Origin of the sequence: Pseudomonas sp. HN8-3, assembly GCF_020790195.1 — a bacterium.
In the GTDB taxonomy this organism is placed as follows: domain Bacteria; phylum Pseudomonadota; class Gammaproteobacteria; order Pseudomonadales; family Pseudomonadaceae; genus Aquipseudomonas; species Aquipseudomonas synxantha_A.
The window spans coordinates 3,525,555-3,543,721 of the sequence record NZ_CP086206.1; the positions used below are offsets into that span (position 1 = coordinate 3,525,555).

The following is an 18,167-nucleotide window of genomic DNA, read 5'->3' on the forward strand; positions in this document are numbered from 1 at the left end:
CTGGCTTGCCTGCGAAAGCGTCGGCTCAGTCAACCTACAACCTTGGCCTGACGCAATTCATCTATCCGCTGAGCACTGATCCCCAACTCCACCAACACCTCATCACTATGCGCCCCCACCGCCACCCCAATATGCCTGGGGGCCGGCAACCCTTCTGAGAACTTCAGCGGGCAGGCCAATTGCGCTTGTGTCGAGCCATCCTCCCGGGGCACATAGCTGACCAACTCCCGCGCCTTCAACTGCGGATGCTCAACAGCCTCCGCCAGGCTCAACACCGGTTCCACACACGCATCCACCCCGGCAAACAACTCACACAATTCTTCAAAACTGCGCTTCTCGAATTCCACCTGCAGGGCCTGCTTGAGCACTGCCTGCTGCTCTGGCTTCACGCTGTGGGCCGCCAGCTCCGGCCTGCCCAGTGCCTCGCACAACTGCTGCATAAAGGCCGGCTCCAAACTCCCCACCGACATCCAGCGCCCATCGCGAGTGCGATAGTAATCGTAAAAACTGCCACCATTGAGTACATGGTTCTCCCACTCCGGCTCCACTCCGCAGGCTAGATAGCCAGCCCCGACCATGGCGTTCAGGCTGAACGAACAATCGGTCATGCTCACATCCAGGTATTGCCCCACTCCGCTCTGCTGCCTGGCAATCACCGCCGCCAGCAAGCCCACCACCGCATGCAGCGAACCACCTGCCACGTCCGCCAGTTGCACGCCCAGCGGCAACGGCCCGCTGTCCCTCCGCCCGGTGTGACTGGCCACACCGGCCAACGCCAGGTAATTGATATCGTGCCCGGCGCGGTCCTTGTAAGGGCCGGTCTGGCCGTAGCCGGTAATCGACACATAAATCAACCCGGGATTGATCGCCTTCAGCGCCTCATAACCCAGTCCCAGGCGCTCCATAACCCCAGGGCGAAACTGTTCGAGCAGGATGTCATGACTCTTGACCAGCTCACGCACGATCTCCACCGCCTCGGCCTGCTTGAGGTCCAGGGCCAGGCTGCGCTTGTTGCGGTTCAAATACGCGTGGCTCGCCGAGGTACCGCGGTCATGGGGCGGCAACACCCGCAACAGGTCCATGCGCGTGGGCGATTCGATACGCAGCACCTGGGCGCCCATGTCTGCCAGCATCAACGAGGCAAACGGGCCAGGCAGCAAGGTGGAAAAATCCAGCACTTTAAGGGACGCCAAGGGACCTGACATACGGACTCCATCCGGGTTGCGAATCCCCACAGACTAGGCAGCCTTGCGCCTGCCGGCAATCGTCAGAACGATCAGCGACAGTGACCGTTTTGATCACGGCGGGCTTTTTCGCGGCGGCGGCTTTATCATTGGCCGACGTTTGTTGGCAGAGTCTCCCATGAAGTTCGCGATTGCACTGTATAGCGCCGCCCACGCGCCCTCCTCGCGCCGCGCCCTGCTGTTCGCACAAGCAGCGCTGGCGGGCGGGCATGAGATTGTGCGGCTGTTTTTTTATCAGGATGGCGTGTACAGCGCGTCCAATAACATCGTAGCGCCCCAGGACGAGCCAGACATTGCGCGCCAATGGCGCGAGTTTGTCAGCCAGCACCAGCTCGACGGCGTGGTGTGCATCGCCGCCGCCTTGCGCCGTGGTGTGCTGAACGCCGAGGAGGCCGCACGCTATCAACGCAGCGCGGTCAATCTGCAGGCGCCATGGGCGTTATCGGGCCTTGGGCAATTGCATGACGCGATCCAGGATGCCGACCGCCTGATCTGTTTTGGAGGGCCGTGAGATGTCCAAATCCTTATTGGTGATCAGCCGACAGGCGCCGTGGTCCGGGCCAAGTGCGCGGGAAGCACTGGATATCGTGCTGGCTGGTGGCGCGTTTGATCTGCCCATTGGTCTGCTGTTTCTGGATGACGGTGTGTTCCAGCTGGCGCCGCATCAGGCCGCCAAGGCCGTGCAACAAAAAGACCTGAGCGCCAACCTGCAGGCATTGGGCCTGTTCGGCATTGATGACGTGTTCGCCTGCGGCCACAGCCTGTCCGCACGCGGGTTGCTGCCGCCCGCCCATGCGCAGACGCTGCACAGCCAAGCCATTTGCGAGCTGATTGATCGTTACGACCAGGTGATTACCCTCTGATGTCGACTCTACATGTGGTGTCTCACTCTCCCTTTACCGACAGCCGCCTCGACAGCTGCCTGCGCATCTGCGGCGCTCAGGACGCAATCCTGCTGTGTGGCGACGGTGCCTACGCGCTGCACACGCCCGCCCTGCAAAGCAAAGGCGTGAAGGTCTTTGTACTGGCCGAAGACATGCAGGCGCGCAACCTGCCGCTTCCCGACTGGGCTGACAGCGTGGATTATCCAGGTTTCGTGCAACTGTCGATCGACTACGACAAGGTCAACACCTGGCTATGAACACCCTGACCGTCGGCACACGCAGCCTCGAACTGGACAAGGACGGTTACCTCGTCGACCTCAATGACTGGTCCGATGAGGTGGCGCACGCCCTGGCCGCTGCCGAAGCCCTGGAGCTGACCGCGGATCACTGGGAAATCCTCAAGCTGCTGCGCCAGTTCTATACCGAATTCCAGCTGTCCCCTGCCACACGCCCGCTGATCAAGTACACCGCCTTGAAACTGGGCCCGGAAAAGGGCAACAGCCTGCATCTAAACAAACTGTTCAACGGCACTCCCGCCAAACTCGCCGCCAAGTTGGCGGGCCTGCCCAGGCCGACGAATTGCTTATGACCGACTTCGCCCCCTTGACCCTCAACACGCCCGAAGAGCACCCTTTTGCCCAGTTCGTACGCATCCTCGGCAAAGGCAAGCGCGGCGCACGCAACCTCACCCGCGAAGAAGCGCGGCAAGCCATGGGCATGTTGCTCGACGAAAAGGTCGAAGACACCCAGCTCGGCGCCTTTTTGATGCTGCTGCGTCACAAAGAAGAGAGCCCGGAAGAACTCGCCGGTTTCACCGAAGCGGTACGTGAACGCCTGGATGCACCGGCGTTGAACGTGGATATCGACTGGCCGACTTACGCCGGCAAAAAGCGCCATCTGCCGTGGTTTCTGTTGGCGGCCAAGTGCCTGGCGCAAAACGGTGTGCGCATTCTGATGCACGGCGGCGGTGCCCACACGGCGGGCCGGCTGTACACCGAGCAACTGCTGGAGACGCTGCAGATCCCGCTGTGCCGCAATTGGCAGCAGGTGGGAAGCGCCTTCGAGCAGGGCAACCTGGCCTTTATCCCGCTGGGCGACTGGGCGCCGCAATTGCAACGCATGATCGACCTGCGCAACACCCTCGGCCTGCGCTCGCCCATTCATTCCCTGGCGCGGCTGCTTAACCCGCTGAATGCGCGCTGCGGCCTGCAAAGCATCTTCCACCCGGGCTACCAGGGCGTACACCGCGATGCCAGCGGCCTGCTCGGGGACAATGTGATCGTGGTCAAGGGCGACGGCGGCGAGATCGAAATCAACCCCGACACCCTCAGTCACCTGTATGGCACCACCGGCGGCCAGAGTTGGGACGAAGAGTGGCCCGCGCTCTCCGCCCAGCGTCACGTCAAACCGGCGACGCTTGAGCCTGAACAGTTGAAAGCGTTGTGGCGTGGCGAAGTCGAGGACAGCTACCCGCAACTGGCGCTGATCGCCACCATGGCCCTGGCGTTGCGCGGTCTCGGCCACCCGCGGCAACAGGCCTTCGAACTGGCCCAGCAATACTGGGATGCACGGGATAAATCGATTTAGTCGATCATTCACCCCCGGTCTTTGCGCTTTTAGTTCGAACTCATCCCTTTAGACTGGACTCCAACGTTTAACAGCCAAGGAGCCAGTCATGGGTTTGCTGATTGAAGGACAGTGGAAAGACCAGTGGTATGAAAGTAGCGCAGATGGCGCTTTCCAACGGGAACAGGCACAACGCCGCAACTGGGTGACCGCCGATGGCGCGCCCGGCCCGAGTGGCGAAGGTGGCTTCAAGGCTGAGGCTGGCCGCTATCACCTCTATGTGTCACTGGCCTGCCCCTGGGCGCACCGCACCTTGATCCTGCGCAAGCTCAAAGGCCTGGAAAGCCTGATCGACGTGTCAGTGGTCAGCTGGTTGATGCTGGAAAACGGCTGGACCTTCGACAAGGCCCACGGCTCCAGCGGTGACAAACTGGACGATCTGGCCTTCATGCACCAGCGCTACACCGCCGATACGGCCGACTACACCGGGCGCGTCACCGTGCCGGTGCTGTGGGACAAAAAACTCAAGCGCATCGTCAGCAATGAATCGGCGGAAATCATCCGCATGTTCAACAACGCGTTCAACGGGCTGACCGGCAATACGCTGGATTTTTATCCCGACACGCTGCGTCCGACCATCGACGCCCTGAACGAGCGTATCTACCCGGCCGTGAACAACGGCGTATACCGCGCAGGTTTTGCCACGTCACAACAGGCGTATGAACGTGCGTTTGATGATGTGTTTGCCGAGCTGGATCATTTGGAACAACACCTGGGCCAGCATCGTTATCTGGCCGGTGAGTACCTGACAGAGGCGGATGTGCGGCTGTTTACCACGTTGATTCGCTTTGACGCGGTGTATTACAGCCACTTCAAGTGCAACCTGCGGCGGATTGCCGATTATGCGAATTTGTCGAATTGGCTAAGGGAGATGTATCAGTGGCCGGACGTGGCCGAGACGGTGGACTTTGCCCATATCAAGGGGCATTACTATGCCAGCCATCGCACGATCAACCCGACGGGGATTGTGCCGAAGGGGCCGTTGCAAGAGTTTGACAACAGCCATGATCGGGCGCGACTTTCAGGTAAAGGTGTCTTTAGCTGATCTGGATTATCGGTTGTATTTGATGGCCTCATCGGGAGCAAGCCCCCTCCCACATTTTGACTGTGTTCACAAACCAAAATGTGGGAGGGGGCTTGCTCCCGATGCTTTTAAGGCTCAGACCTGAGACTGAGCCCCTTCGAACCATTTGAGCTTCTCGCGCAGTACCACTACCTCACCCACGATCACCAGCGTCGGCGCATGCACTTCATGCTCCGCCACCATGCGCGGCAAGTCCGCCAGGGTGCCGGTAAACACACGCTGGTTGGAAGTGGTGCCCTGCTGGATCAAAGCGGCCGGTGTGTCCGCCGAGCGCCCGTGCTTGATCAGCTGCTCGCAAATGATCGGCAAGCCAATCAAGCCCATGTAGAACACCAGGGTCTGCGACGGCCCGACCAAGTCCTGCCAGGGCAGATCCGACGTATTGTTCTTCAGGTGCCCGGTGATGAAGCGCACCGATTGCGCATAGTCACGGTGCGTCAGCGGAATCCCGGCATACGCGGCACAACCACTGGCCGCCGTGATCCCTGGCACCACCTGGAACGGGATGCCATGGGCCGCCAATTCCTCGATCTCTTCACCACCGCGCCCAAAAATGAACGGATCGCCGCCCTTGAGGCGCAGCACGCGCTTGCCTTGCTTGGCTAGGTCGACCAGTTGCTGGTTGATCTTATCCTGAGGCACCGCGTGGTCGGCACGCCGCTTGCCGACGTAAACCCGCTCGGCATCACGACGGCACAGTTCCAGGATCGCCGGCGCCACCAGACGGTCGTACAGCACCACGTCGGCCTGCTGCATCAGGCGCAGGGCGCGAAAAGTGAGCAAATCCGGGTCACCCGGGCCTGCACCCACCAGGTACACCTCGCCGGGTGCATAAGGTGGCGCGCCATTGACCTTTTCGATCAACAGGCGCTCAGCTTCATCGCCCTGCCCGGCCAGTTGACGGTCGGCAATCGGCCCTTGGAACACCTCTTCCCAGAACGCACGGCGCTGCTGCACATCCGGGTACAAACCTTTGACCTGGGCGCGAAAACGCGCGGCCAAACCGGCCAATTGGCCGTAGGTGGACGGAATCCAGGTTTCCAGCTTGGCGCGGATCAAGCGCGCCAGCACCGGCGCGTCGCCGCCGCTGGACACCGCAATTACCAACGGCGAACGGTCGACAATCGCCGGGAAGATCACGCTGCACAAGGCCGGCGCATCTACAACATTGACCGGCACGCAACGGCGCTTGGCCTCACTGGACACTTGCGCGTTCAGCGGCTCGTCGTCCGTTGCCGCGATGATCAGGGTGCAACCCTCCAGGTCAGCCTCCTGATAACCGCGCAAAATCAGTTCCCCGCCACTGCCCAGTACCAGTTCACGCAACTGGTCTTCGATCTGGGGAGCAACCACCCGCAGCAACGCACCGGCGTCGGCCAGCAGCCGGGATTTGCGCAAGGCAATCTCCCCACCACCGACGACCAACACTCGACTGCCGCGCAGGTTATGAAACAGCGGCAGAAATTCCATTTAGGCGATGACCTCAACGCCGCCCATGTACGGCTTGAGCACCTCAGGTACACGGATCGAACCGTCAGCCTGCTGGTAGTTTTCCAGCACGGCCACCAAGGTACGGCCTACGGCCAGGCCCGAACCGTTAAGGGTGTGCACCAACTCCGGCTTGCCGGTTTCCGGGTTGCGGAAACGCGCCTGCATACGACGGGCCTGGAAATCACCGCAGTTGGAGCACGACGAAATTTCGCGGTACTTGTCCTGGCTCGGTACCCACACTTCCAAATCGTAGGTCTTCACAGCGCTGAAGCCCATGTCGCCGGTGCACAGCGCCAGTACGCGGTACGGCAGCTCCAACAGTTGCAGAACGCGTTCGGCATTGGCGGTCAGGCCTTCCAGGGCTTCCATGGAGGTCGACGGCTCGACCACCTGCACCATCTCGACCTTGTCGAACTGGTGTTGGCGGATCATGCCGCGCGTATCGCGACCCGATGCGCCGGCTTCACTACGAAAGCACGGGCTGTGGGCAACCAGCTTCAACGGCAGTTGCTTGGCATCGAGGATTTCGCCGGCGACGATATTGGTCAGCGACACCTCGGCGGTCGGGATCAGGTACAGATCGGCTTCGCCGTCGCGAGTGATCTTGAACAGGTCTTCTTCGAATTTCGGCAACTGGCTGGTACCCATCAGCGCCGGCGCTTGGACCAGGTACGGGGTGTAGGCTTCTTCGTAGCCATGCTCACCGGTGTGCAGGTTGATCATGAACTGCGCCAGCGCACGGTGCATACGGGCGATCGGGCCACGCAGCAAAGCGAAACGGGCACCGGACATTTTTGCCGCGGTCTCGAAATCCAGGCCACCGGTCAATTCGCCCAGGGCCACATGGTCCTTGATCTCGAAATCGAAGGTTTTGGGCGTGCCCCAGCGGCGTACTTCAACGTTGCCGTCTTCGTCTTCGCCTACCGGCACGGATTCGTGGGGCAGGTTCGGAATGCCCAGCAGGATCGAGTCCAGCTCGGTCTGGATGCCTTCCAGCTCGGTTTTGCCGTTGGACAGCTCAGTGCCCATACGCTCGACATCCGCCATCAGCGGTGCGATGTCTTCGCCGCGCTGTTTGGCCTGGCCAATGGACTTGGAACGCGCATTACGCTCAGCCTGCAGTGCTTCGGTGCGGGTCTGGACGGTCTTGCGCTGTTCTTCCAGCGCTTCGATGCGCGCAACATCCAAGGCAAAGCCACGGGATGCCAGGCGGTCCGCTACGTCCTGAAGGTTGCTACGTAACAGTTTGGAATCGAGCATGTCGGTCTCTCGTTATCAAAGTTTGGTCAAGGACAGGCCGGCCCAGGTGGCGAGCAGCCCGCCGAACACGCTGATGCCCAGGTACCCGAAGGCGACCAGGGCCTGCCCGCTTTCCAGCAGGCGCAGCGTATCCAGTGAAAAGGATGAAAAGGTCGTCAGACCGCCTACAAAACCGACAATCAAGCCGGCACGAATTTCAATCGGCACTTCCGGGCGCAACAGGAACCAGCCGTACAACAGCCCGATAATCAAACAGCCCACCAGGTTGACTGCCAGGGTCGCCGCATAAAAATGCTTCGGCCACTGGGCGCTGACCCAGGTGCTGGTGGCGAAACGCAATAATGTACCAGCGATGCCGGCTGCGGACACGGCAAGAATCGTCTTGAGCACTACTTTCTCCGCTGACGGGGGCTGAGACGGTCGAGTTGGGCCAGATGGTTGAGCTTTTCGCCGATCTTCAGCTCCAGCCCACGGGGCACTGGCTGGTAGAGCGGCAACGGTTCCAGCGCATCGGGGAAGTAGTCTTCGCCGGCTGCATAGGCATCCGGTTCGTCATGAGCGTAGCGATATTCGTCACCGTAACCCAGCTGCTTCATCAGTTTGGTCGGCGCGTTGCGCAAGTGCATCGGCACTTCCAGCGAACCATGTTCAGCCGCCGCTCGCAGCGCCGACTTGAAGCCCATGTACACCGCGTTGCTTTTCGGTGCGCAGGCCAGGTAGGTGATGGCCTGGGCCACCGCCAACTCGCCTTCCGGGCTGCCGAGGCGCTCCTGCACCTCCCAAGCCGCCAGGCACAGGCTCAGGGCTCGCGGGTCGGCATTGCCGATGTCTTCGCTGGCCATGCGCACCACGCGACGGGCCAGGTACAACGGATCGCAACCGCCGTCGATCATGCGTGCGAACCAGTACAGCGCACCGTCCGGGTTGGAGCCGCGCACGGACTTGTGCAGCGCGGAAATCTGGTCGTAGAAAGCTTCACCGCCCTTGTCGAATCGCCGGCGCGTATCACCCAGCAGGCTTTGCAGCAGATCGACGCCAATTTCACCGCCGTCTTCAGCCAGGTCCGAAGCGTTTTCCAGCAGGTTGAGAAAACGCCTGCCATCGCCATCTGCGGCGGTGAGCAGGATCTTGAAGCCTTCTTCACTGACGCTCAGATGGCGCTTGCCCAGGCCCTTGTCTTCATTCAAGGCCCGCTGCAGCAGCTTTTGCATCGCCGCCTCGTCCAGGCTTTTGAGCACGTAGACACGCGCTCGCGACAACAAGGCGTTGTTGAGTTCAAACGAAGGGTTTTCAGTGGTGGCGCCGATAAAGATCAAGGTGCCGTCTTCAACATACGGCAGGAACGCATCCTGCTGCGACTTGTTGAAGCGATGCACTTCGTCGACAAACAGGATGGTGCGCTTGCCGTACTGGCCGGCCTGCTGCTTGGCGACTTCCACCGCCTGGCGGATTTCCTTGACCCCGGCAAGCACCGCCGAGACCGTTTCAAAGTGGGCATCCGAGACTTTCGCCAGCAGCCGCGCCAGGGTGGTCTTGCCCACGCCCGGCGGGCCCCAGAAAATCATCGAGTGCAGCGCGCCCTGCTCCAGCGCTTCGCGCAAGGGCTTGCCGCGAGCGAGCAGGTGTTCCTGACCGACGTACTCATCCAGGTTGGTCGAACGCAAGCGTGCGGCCAGGGGCTGGGCAATCGGGTCACTTCGAAACAGATCCATGGGCAGCGCTTGAAACCTCTCGGCAGGTTATTCCTGGATCACGTCGGCACCCTTGGGGATGGCGAACTTGAACTTGGACGCGGGCACCGGCTGGTTGGCCTTGACCCCGGAAAACAGGATATCGGTGCGCTGGCCAACGCTGTCGACCAGGCGCATGTTATTGATCACACCGTTGCCGAACGACAGGGACAGCGTGTCAAACAGCGTGTCCTTGGATTTTGGCTTGAGGGTGAACTCGATCACGTTGCTGGTCTGTTTGGAAGTGATGTCGAAGCTGTCGTTGATTTTCGACACGTCACCCGACAGCAGCAGTGCGGGTGTCTGGTTCAGGCGTGGATCGAGCTTCTTGATGGTCGCCTGTTCCAGGTCCGGGTCCCACAGGGTGACCTTCTGGCCATCGGAAACGATGGTCTGCTCAGCCTTGCCTTCGGTATGCCAGTAGAACAACCCAGGGCGCTGCACAGCCATCTCACCGGCGGTTTCCTGCAACTGGGTGCCACCGGCATCCAGGGTCAGTTGGGAGAAGCGCGCGGTCAGGGTCTGGGATTTGTCCAACAGATTCTTCAGGCTGGCGACGGAAGCCGGGTCAGCGTGAGCCGAAACAGCGGTCAGGGCCAGTGCCGGCAACAACAGCATGCGGATAAAGCGCATGGGAGTCCTCATTGAGTAGTCAGGGCGGTGCCGCGTGTTACCACGCGGCACCGGGGTCAGTCGCGCATCTGCCCGGGGGCGATGATTTCACGCGAGCCGTTGGTGTTCATTGCGGTGACGACGCCGGCGTGTTCCATGGCTTCGATCATGCGGGCAGCGCGGTTGTAGCCGATTTTCAACTTGCGTTGCACTGCGGAGATAGAGGCGCGACGGCTTTCCAGCACGAAGGCCACGGCCTCATCGTACAGCGCGTCGGTTTCGGCATCATCGTCGCCACCGCCGCTGCCACCGTCAAAACCGCTGCCGGCCTCTTCGACGCCTGCGAGGATGTCGTCGTTGTATTCCGGGGCGCCGCGCAGTTTCCAGGCTTCGACCACGCGGTGTACTTCGTCATCGGACACAAAGGCACCGTGAACGCGAATCGGCAGGCTGGTGCCCGGCGGCATGTAGAGCATGTCACCGTGGCCCAGCAGTTGCTCGGCGCCACCCTGGTCGATGATGGTCCGTGAGTCGATCTTGCTCGATACCTGGAACGCCATGCGTGTCGGGATGTTGGCCTTGATCAGGCCGGTGATCACATCCACCGACGGGCGCTGAGTCGCGAGGATCAAGTGAATCCCGGCGGCACGTGCCTTCTGGGCAATACGCGCGATCAGTTCTTCGACCTTCTTGCCGACGATCATCATCATGTCGGCGAATTCGTCGACCACCACCACGATGGTCGGCAGCTTGGTCAGCAGCGGGGCCTCGTCATGAATGTTTTCGCGTTTGTACAGCGGGTCGGTCAGCGGTTCGCCGGCGTCCTGGGCTTCCTTGACCTTGGCGTTGAAGCCCGACAGGTTACGTACGCCCATCTTGGCCATCAGCTTGTAGCGGCGCTCCATCTCGGCAACGCTCCAACGCAGGGCGTTGGCGGCGTCCTTCATGTCGGTAACCACCGGGCACAACAGGTGCGGAATGCCTTCGTAGATCGACAGTTCCAACATCTTCGGGTCGATCATGATCAGCTTGGCGTCATCCGGCCCGGACTTGAACAGGATCGACAGGATCATTGCGTTCACACCCACCGACTTACCGGAACCGGTGGTACCGGCTACCAGCAGGTGAGGCATTTTCGCCAGGTCGGTGATCACCGGCTTGCCGCCGATGTCATGGCCGAGGGCCAGGGTGACCGGCGATTTGAAATTGTCGTACTCGGGGGTCGACAGCACTTCGGAGAAACGCACGATCTGGCGGTCTTCGTTGGGAATCTCGATACCCACGGTGGTCTTGCCCGGGATCACTTCCACCACGCGAACGCTGGTCACGGCCAGGGAACGGGCCAAGTCTTTGGCCAGGTTGGAAATACGGCTGACTTTTACACCGGCGGCCGGCTGGATTTCGTAACGGGTAATCACCGGGCCGGGATGGATCGAATCCACCGACACTTCGACGCCGAACTCCTTGAGCTTGATTTCCAGCAAGTGGCCGACGGCCGCCAGGGATTCCGGGGAATAATTGAGCTGTTTCTTTTCTGCCGGGTCGAGAATCGAGATCGGCGGCAAGGTGCCTTCCACGGCGCTGTCGATAAACAGCGGGGCCTGTTTCTCTTTCTGTACGCGATGGCTGGGTTCTGGCGCCTTGGGCGGTGCCGGAGCGATCACTGGCGGTACCTGCTTCTCGCGGTCCGACATGTGCTTGCTCAGGGCTTGCTCACGCTCGATCAAGCGCTCCTTGACCTTGGCCTGCTCGCGCCGATCCGGCGTGCTCGGGGCCACCACCTCGTTGACACGAGTGTCCACCTCGCGAAGCTGCGCAACCATCTGCTTGCGCTCCACACGGGCAGCCCACCAGCGGTTGGCGGCGCCTTGGAACAATTCGAACAGATCAAGGGTGATCTTGCCGGTCACGTCCATCACCTTGAACCATGACAGGTCGGTGAACACCGTGAGGCCGAACAGGAACAGCGCGATGAACATCAAGGTGCTGCCCTGGATATTCAGCGTGCGGCGCGCCAGGTCACCGAGGCTTTCGCCCAGCGCCCCGCCCGCACCCGCCGGCAGACCGGTGGGCGCATGGAAGTGAATATGCGCCAGCGCCGCGCCGGACAGCACTAGGAACACCAGGCCGATCAGGCGCCAGGAAAACAGCCAGCCGCTCCACTGCCACGGCTCGTGACGCTGGCGGAAGATCTGCCAGGTCTTGATCGCCAGCAGCAGCGGGAAAATGTACGCGAAATAACCCAGGATCATGAACAGGATATCGGCGCTGTAGGACCCTACCGGCCCACCGAAATTCTGCACGTCGTCGATCTTGCTGTTATGGCTCCAGCCTGGATCGTCCTTGCCATAGGTGAGCAAGGCCATCATCAGGAACAGGCACAGGGCACCGATGGCAATCAGTGCGCCTTCCTTGAGTCGGTAATGCAGGTGCTGGCGCCAGGCCGGTACGACTGCTGCTTTAGGTGCTGCGGCGGATTTCTTCAAAACGGGTCTTTTCCTGCGCCTTTAGCGCGTCCATCTGTTGAATGACTACACATGACTGCCCTATCCCGAGCAGCTGAAAAATGAACGTATGTTGCTGAATCTACTTTTAACACCAGGTCACGGATAGGTGAAATGGCGATAACGCCACAATGGGCGCATTGTACGGGTTTGCGTGCGCGATGCCACACACTTGCCCTCCACCTGGCAGCCTTGGCAATCGAAGTGTCAAAGGCTGTTCAATTTGAGCATGCATTGCCTTTGCTGACAAAGGCTTATGAGCTGTATCTGGCAATCCAGGCCAACTTGGCAAATGGCTGGCATGTGCCAGCCCCGATTACGACCGCGCCTTATGCGCAGAGTTGCAGAAACACCCGCTCATGCTAATCCGGCCTCACGGCTTAATCGGGCTGGCCCCTTGGCGCCGGGTCGACAATAATCAACGCTTGTGCGGCAGACGCCTTGCCTGCCACTCCCCTCCCCTTCCATAAGCCTGGATGCCATGCTGACCTGGTTACAACGCGACAACCTGACTTTCCCGCCCCTGGCCAAGGCCATGCGCGAACCCAATGGCCTGCTCGCCGCCGGTGGCGACCTGTCGGCCGAACGCCTGATCCAGGCCTATCGCCATGGCTGCTTTCCGTGGTTCTCCGAAGGCCAGCCTATCCTCTGGTGGTCACCCGACCCACGCACGGTGATCTTCCCCGACGAACTGCATGTGTCCCGCAGCCTCGGCAAACTACTGCGCCAACAGCGTTATACCGTGACGTTCGACCAGGATTTCGCCGCCGTCATCCAGGCCTGCGCTGCACCGCGCGCCTACGCGGACGGCACCTGGATCACCGAGGGCATCCAGAACGCCTACCTGGCGCTGCACAAGCGCGGCTACGCCCACTCCGTGGAAGTGTGGGACCAGGGCGAACTGGTAGGTGGCCTGTATGGCCTGGCGATGGGCCAGCTGTTTTTTGGCGAATCCATGTTCAGCCGCGCCGACAACGCCTCGAAATTCGGTTTCGCCACATTGACCCGTCAATTGCAGGCGTGGGGCTTCGTGCTGATCGACTGCCAGATGCCCAATGACCACCTGCACAGCCTGGGCGCCCGCGCCATACCGCGCAGCGACTTCGCTGACTTGCTGCGCAAGCATTTGGACCAACCCAGCTCTGGACCGTGGGTTTCGTAGGCGACTTTCGCCTACCTGGCTTACACTTATTCCAAAGCTTATCCCGAGGGTTGATCATGACCGAGCTGGCGCGCTTGAAGTTCTATGCCACTCAAGCCCACTCTTGCAGCTATCTGCCCGATGAGCAGGCCACCACGCTGTTCCTCGATCCCAGCCAGCCGATGGACGTGCATGTGTACGCCGACCTCTCGGAGATGGGGTTTCGGCGCAGCGGCGATCATCTGTACCGACCTCACTGCCAGAATTGCAACGCGTGTGTGCCGGCGCGCATCCCTGCCGCGCAATTTTTGCCCGATCGCAATCAGAAACGCATCCTCAAACGCAACGCCGACCTGACGGTAAACGCGGTCAAGCCGCAGTACAGCGAAGAGTATTTCGATCTTTATCAGCGCTACATTGAGCAACGCCATGCCGATGGCGACATGTTCCCGCCCAGCCGTGATCAGTTTTCCACCTTCCTGGTACGTGACCTGCCGTTCTCGCGCTTCTACGAGTTCCGCCTCGATGGACGGCTGCTGGCGGTGGCGGTGACCGACCTGCTGCCCAACGGCCTGTCGGCGGTGTACACCTTCTATGAACCCGAAGAGGAACGCCGCAGCCTCGGGCGCTTTGCGATCCTCTGGCAAATAGGTGAAGCGCTGCGCCTGGAACTGGAAGCGGTGTACCTCGGATACTGGATCAAGAACTGCAAAAAGATGAACTACAAGACCCAATATCGGCCCATTGAGCTGCTGATTAATCAAAGATGGGTCACACTTAACTAGAACCCCTTGGCTTGAACCCTCTTTTTCGGGCACAATGCACGCCGCTTTTGCCTGGCGCAGTTGCACCGGGCCATTCACTGGATACCGAGGGCTTTACTGCATGTCGAAAGAAGACAGCTTCGAAATGGAAGGCACTGTCGTCGACACCCTGCCCAACACCATGTTTCGTGTGGAGTTGGAAAATGGGCACGTCGTAACCGCGCATATCTCCGGCAAGATGCGCAAGAACTACATTCGTATTCTTACCGGTGACAAAGTGCGCGTCGAGCTGACGCCCTATGACTTGAGCAAAGGGCGCATCACTTACCGCGCTCGCTAAGCAAGTCAATACAAAACGCCCGGTTATGCCGGGCGTTTTTGTGTGTGCGCCATTTGCCCCAACAACACAAATCCCTGTGGGAGGGGGCTTGCTCCCGATAGCAGTGGGCCAAGCAACTAATCTGTTGCTGAACCACTGCTATCGGGAGCAAGCCCCCTCCCACATTGGATCTCGATTGTTCTGAGAATTGCATTTCAAGTCAGCAAAAAGGCGCCTTTCGGCGCCTTTTTGTGTTGCTGCAGAACGATCAGGCCATTTCTGCCGTGGTCTCGAACTCGAAGGTCAGCTCGCCGTCCTTCAGGTCGATATGCACCACGCCGCCATGGTCGGAGAGTTCGCCGAACAGGATCTCTTCGGCCAGCGGCCGCTTGATCTTGTCCTGGATCAGACGCGCCATTGGGCGAGCGCCCATTGCCGCATCGTAGCCGCCCTCTGCGATCCAACTGCGAGCCGCTTCCGTCACATCCAGCTGCACGCGCTTGTCTTCCAACTGCGCCTGAAGCTCGGTGAGGAACTTGTCCACCACGCTCTTGATAACCTCATGGCTGAGGCGACCAAATTGGATAATGGTGTCCAGACGGTTGCGGAACTCCGGCGTGAAGCTCTTCTTGATCACTTCCATTGCATCGGAAGAGTGATCCTGATGCGTGAAGCCGATAGACGCTCGCGCAGCAGTTTCAGCACCGGCGTTGGTGGTCATGATCACGATCACATTACGGAAGTCCGCCTTGCGCCCGTTGTTATCGGTCAGCGTCCCGTGATCCATGACCTGCAACAGCAGGTTGAAGACTTCCGGGTGAGCCTTTTCGATTTCATCGAGCAGCAGTACGCAATGCGGCTGCTTGGTGATCGCTTCGGTCAACAAGCCGCCCTGATCGAAACCGACATAGCCCGGCGGCGCACCGATCAGGCGCGACACGGTGTGACGCTCCATGTACTCGGACATGTCGAAACGGACCAGCTCGATACCCATGGCCTTGGCCAACTGCCGCGCCGCCTCGGTCTTGCCGACGCCGGTAGGCCCTGCGAACAGGAACGAACCGACCGGTTTGTCCGGCGACTTGAGGCCCGCACGGGACAACTTGATCGCAGTGGACAGCGAGTCGATCGCCGCATCCTGACCGAACACAGTGAGCTTGAGATCGCGCTCCAGGTTACGCAGCAGCTCCTTGTCGGAACTGGTGACGTGTTTTGGCGGAATCCGCGCGATTTTCGCCACGATGTCCTCGACCTGAGGCACATCGATACGCTTCACACGCTTCTCGACCGGCTGCAGCCGCTGGTAGGCGCCCGCCTCGTCGATCACGTCGATGGCCTTGTCCGGCATGTGCCGGTCATTGATGTAGCGCGACGCCAGCTCAGCCGCCGCACGCAGGGCCTCATCGGTGTACTCGATGCCGTGGTGCGCTTCAAAACGCCCCTTGAGCCCACGCAGGATGCCAATAGTGTCTTCAACCGAAGGCTCGGACACGTCGACTTTCTGGAAGCGTCGCGCCAAGGCACGGTCTTTTTCGAAAATGCCGCGAAACTCCTGGAAGGTGGTGGAGCCGATGCAGCGGATATCACCCGAAGACAGCAATGGCTTGAGCAGGTTGGAGGCGTCCATCACCCCACCGGAGGCCGCACCGGCACCAATGATGGTGTGGATCTCGTCGATGAACAGGATCGCCTGCGGGCGTTTTTTCAGCTCGCCGAGCAGCGCCTTGAAGCGCTTCTCGAAATCGCCACGGTACTTGGTCCCGGCGAGCAATGCGCCCAGGTCAAGGGAGTAGACGACGCTGTTGGCCAGCAGGTCCGGCACCTGGTTGTCGACAATGCGCTTGGCCAGGCCTTCGGCAATCGCGGTTTTACCCACGCCTGCCTCACCCACCAACAACGGGTTGTTCTTGCGACGCCGCGCGAGAATCTGCGCTACACGCTCGACCTCGCTCTCACGCCCGACCAGCGGATCGATCCGCCCCTGTCGCGCCATCTCATTGAGATTGCTGGCATAGGCATCCAGCGGGTTGCTTGAAGAAGAAGACTCACCGCCCTCGTCGTCCTGCATATCCTGCTCACCCTCGGAATGATCGCCGTGCCCGGGCACCTTGGAGATACCGTGGGCGATGTAATTGACGACATCAATACGGGCAACGCTCTGCTGCTTGAGCAGAAACACGGCCTGGCTTTCCTGTTCGCTGAAAATTGCCACCAGCACGTTTGCGCCTGTGACCTCACGCTTACCGGAGCTCTGTACGTGGAAGACAGCACGCTGCAATACCCGCTGGAAGCCCAGGGTTGGCTGGGTCTCGCGGTCCTCGTCATGCACGGGGATCAGTGGCGTGGTGGAGTCGATAAACTCCTGCAGATCATGCTTGAGTTTGTCGAGGTTGGCGCCGCACGCACGCAGAACGGTGGCGGCAGCTTCATTATCCAAAAGTGCCAGCAAAAGGTGCTCGACGGTCATGAACTCATGACGCTTCGAACGAGCCTCCTTGAAGGCAAGATTGAGGGTGACTTCGAGCTCGCGGTTTAACATAGCTTCACCTCATACCCAAGTGGTCGGCGTTAACCGTCCTTCTCGATTTCACAGAGTAGCGGATGCTGGCTTTCCCTGGCGTACTGGTTGACCTGCATGGCCTTTGTCTCGGCGATGTCGCGGGTAAACACTCCACATACTGCCCGTCCTTCTGTGTGAACGGCCAGCATTACCTTGGTCGCCAACTCGCGGTTCAGGTTAAAAAACACCTCGAGCACTTCGACGACGAAATCCATCGGTGTGTAGTCATCATTGAACAAAACCACCTTGTACATCGGCGGTGCCTGTAAAGCAGGCTTGGCCTCCTGAACAGCAATGCCTGCAGAACCGTCGTCGTCATGTTCCTGATCCGGGCGATCCTGATTGAATGTTAGTCGAATCTGGCTATTTGCATGCATGGAAAGAAAGGTTCGTCAGTGGTTCAATTACAGTGGTGGGGGCGAGCTGTCAGAATTTCAACTCTGACCGACTGGTCGCCTTGACTATCGGCAAATCGGTGTTACAACCAATAGAGCCCACAGTGGGTAAAAAAGGTCCGCGCAGTCAACCTTATTTATTCGGGTTAGGACTCCATCACTGGATGATACTCCAGTGATGGAGTCTGGTGCAGAGGGATATGGGAATGGCTAGTGGTAAGGTCAAGTGGTTCAACAATGCCAAGGGGTACGGCTTCATCAATGAAGACGGCAAGACTGAAGACCTTTTTGCGCATTATTCGGCGATTCAAGTGGAAGGCTACAAAACGGTGAAAGCGAATCAGCCTTTCACCTTTGATATCGTTCAAGGCCCAAAGGGTATGCAGGCCACGAATATCGTTCTCGTTGATACGCCTGCCACTACGAACGTCGAAAAGAAAAGCAGAAACACCGACTTACATTCAAAAAAGCAACACGCCTGATCAATTATTGAACAAAGCATTGAAAGCAAACCGGCCACCCCGAATCATCAGGGCGGCCGGTTCTCTCTGCC

General features: G+C 59.9%; 19 protein-coding genes. 10 read left to right on the forward strand and 9 right to left on the reverse strand.

The features are described 5' to 3' along the window. Positions 1 to 29 precede the first annotated feature (29 nt). A complete protein-coding gene (locus tag LJX92_RS15515; RefSeq protein WP_228308577.1) occupies positions 30 to 1,205 on the reverse strand; it encodes a CaiB/BaiF CoA transferase family protein in 1,176 nt (391 codons plus the stop codon). A 157-nt stretch (positions 1,206 to 1,362) separates the two neighbouring features. Here LJX92_RS15515 and tusD point away from each other — a divergent pair, with 157 nt between their 5' ends. From tusD to LJX92_RS15545, 6 genes are all read left to right on the forward strand, one after another. Next, a complete protein-coding gene (tusD, locus tag LJX92_RS15520; protein WP_005789072.1) occupies positions 1,363 to 1,755 on the forward strand; it encodes a sulfurtransferase complex subunit TusD in 393 nt (130 codons plus the stop codon). Position 1,756: 1 nt separating this feature from the next. Next, entirely contained in the window at positions 1,757 to 2,107 is a 351-nt protein-coding gene (gene tusC / locus LJX92_RS15525) for a sulfurtransferase complex subunit TusC (protein WP_228308578.1), read from the forward strand. Beyond that, on the forward strand, positions 2,107 to 2,385 hold the full coding sequence (tusB, locus tag LJX92_RS15530; protein ID WP_005789074.1) for a sulfurtransferase complex subunit TusB: 279 nt from the start codon (positions 2,107 to 2,109) through the stop codon (positions 2,383 to 2,385). Before tusC ends, tusB begins: the two co-directional genes overlap by 1 nt. Further along, positions 2,382 to 2,717, forward strand: coding sequence for a TusE/DsrC/DsvC family sulfur relay protein (locus LJX92_RS15535; RefSeq protein WP_032880630.1), 336 nt, complete (start codon positions 2,382 to 2,384; stop codon positions 2,715 to 2,717). The genes tusB and LJX92_RS15535 overlap by 4 nt, the downstream gene beginning before the upstream one ends. Beyond that, entirely contained in the window at positions 2,714 to 3,715 is a 1,002-nt protein-coding gene (locus tag LJX92_RS15540) for a glycosyl transferase family protein (RefSeq protein WP_032880629.1), read from the forward strand. The genes LJX92_RS15535 and LJX92_RS15540 overlap by 4 nt, the downstream gene beginning before the upstream one ends. An 88-nt stretch (positions 3,716 to 3,803) precedes the next feature. Beyond that, positions 3,804 to 4,799, forward strand: coding sequence for a glutathione S-transferase family protein (locus LJX92_RS15545; RefSeq protein WP_148853505.1), 996 nt, complete (start codon positions 3,804 to 3,806; stop codon positions 4,797 to 4,799). Positions 4,800 to 4,913: 114 nt separating this feature from the next. Here the strand turns inward: LJX92_RS15545 and cysG are convergent, their stop codons facing one another. Genes cysG through LJX92_RS15575 form a run of 6 tightly spaced genes read right to left on the reverse strand, consistent with a single transcriptional unit; the run spans position 4,914 to position 12,417 of the window. Further along, positions 4,914 to 6,308, reverse strand: a complete 1,395-nt coding sequence (gene cysG / locus LJX92_RS15550) for a siroheme synthase CysG (RefSeq protein ID WP_032880627.1) — start codon at positions 6,306 to 6,308, stop codon at positions 4,914 to 4,916. Continuing rightward, positions 6,309 to 7,589, reverse strand: a complete 1,281-nt coding sequence (serS, locus tag LJX92_RS15555; protein WP_228308579.1) for a serine--tRNA ligase — start codon at positions 7,587 to 7,589, stop codon at positions 6,309 to 6,311. A 15-nt stretch (positions 7,590 to 7,604) separates the two neighbouring features. Continuing rightward, on the reverse strand, positions 7,605 to 7,979 hold the full coding sequence (gene crcB, locus LJX92_RS15560) for a fluoride efflux transporter CrcB (protein ID WP_005789082.1): 375 nt from the start codon (positions 7,977 to 7,979) through the stop codon (positions 7,605 to 7,607). Further along, positions 7,979 to 9,301 (reverse strand): replication-associated recombination protein A, encoded by a 1,323-nt coding sequence (locus tag LJX92_RS15565; protein WP_032880626.1) that lies wholly within the window; start codon positions 9,299 to 9,301, stop codon positions 7,979 to 7,981. The genes crcB and LJX92_RS15565 overlap by 1 nt, the downstream gene beginning before the upstream one ends. A gap of 27 nt (positions 9,302 to 9,328) precedes the next feature. Next, positions 9,329 to 9,952, reverse strand: coding sequence for an outer membrane lipoprotein chaperone LolA (gene lolA / locus LJX92_RS15570; RefSeq protein WP_223018501.1), 624 nt, complete (start codon positions 9,950 to 9,952; stop codon positions 9,329 to 9,331). A gap of 56 nt (positions 9,953 to 10,008) precedes the next feature. Then, on the reverse strand, positions 10,009 to 12,417 hold the full coding sequence (locus tag LJX92_RS15575; RefSeq protein ID WP_005789085.1) for a DNA translocase FtsK: 2,409 nt from the start codon (positions 12,415 to 12,417) through the stop codon (positions 10,009 to 10,011). Positions 12,418 to 12,916: 499 nt separating this feature from the next. Here LJX92_RS15575 and aat point away from each other — a divergent pair, with 499 nt between their 5' ends. From aat to infA, 3 genes are all read left to right on the forward strand, one after another. Beyond that, on the forward strand, positions 12,917 to 13,597 hold the full coding sequence (gene aat, locus LJX92_RS15580; protein ID WP_005789086.1) for a leucyl/phenylalanyl-tRNA--protein transferase: 681 nt from the start codon (positions 12,917 to 12,919) through the stop codon (positions 13,595 to 13,597). Between the two features lie 56 nt (positions 13,598 to 13,653). After that, positions 13,654 to 14,361, forward strand: a complete 708-nt coding sequence (locus tag LJX92_RS15585) for an arginyltransferase (protein WP_005789087.1) — start codon at positions 13,654 to 13,656, stop codon at positions 14,359 to 14,361. Between the two features lie 100 nt (positions 14,362 to 14,461). Beyond that, on the forward strand, positions 14,462 to 14,680 hold the full coding sequence (infA, locus tag LJX92_RS15590) for a translation initiation factor IF-1 (protein WP_002553999.1): 219 nt from the start codon (positions 14,462 to 14,464) through the stop codon (positions 14,678 to 14,680). Between the two features lie 247 nt (positions 14,681 to 14,927). Here the strand turns inward: infA and clpA are convergent, their stop codons facing one another. Both clpA and clpS read right to left on the reverse strand, forming a co-directional pair. Next, positions 14,928 to 17,198 carry an ATP-dependent Clp protease ATP-binding subunit ClpA gene (gene clpA / locus LJX92_RS15595; RefSeq protein WP_032880624.1) on the reverse strand — a complete coding sequence of 757 codons (2,271 nt, stop codon included), beginning with the start codon at positions 17,196 to 17,198 and terminating at the stop codon, positions 14,928 to 14,930. Between the two features lie 29 nt (positions 17,199 to 17,227). Further along, positions 17,228 to 17,596 (reverse strand): ATP-dependent Clp protease adapter ClpS, encoded by a 369-nt coding sequence (gene clpS, locus LJX92_RS15600; protein WP_005789091.1) that lies wholly within the window; start codon positions 17,594 to 17,596, stop codon positions 17,228 to 17,230. Positions 17,597 to 17,820: 224 nt separating this feature from the next. On the opposite strand from clpS, the gene LJX92_RS15605 reads away from it, so the two are divergent. After that, on the forward strand, positions 17,821 to 18,096 hold the full coding sequence (locus LJX92_RS15605; protein WP_416309120.1) for a cold shock domain-containing protein: 276 nt from the start codon (positions 17,821 to 17,823) through the stop codon (positions 18,094 to 18,096). The last annotated feature ends 71 nt before the right edge of the window (positions 18,097 to 18,167 follow it).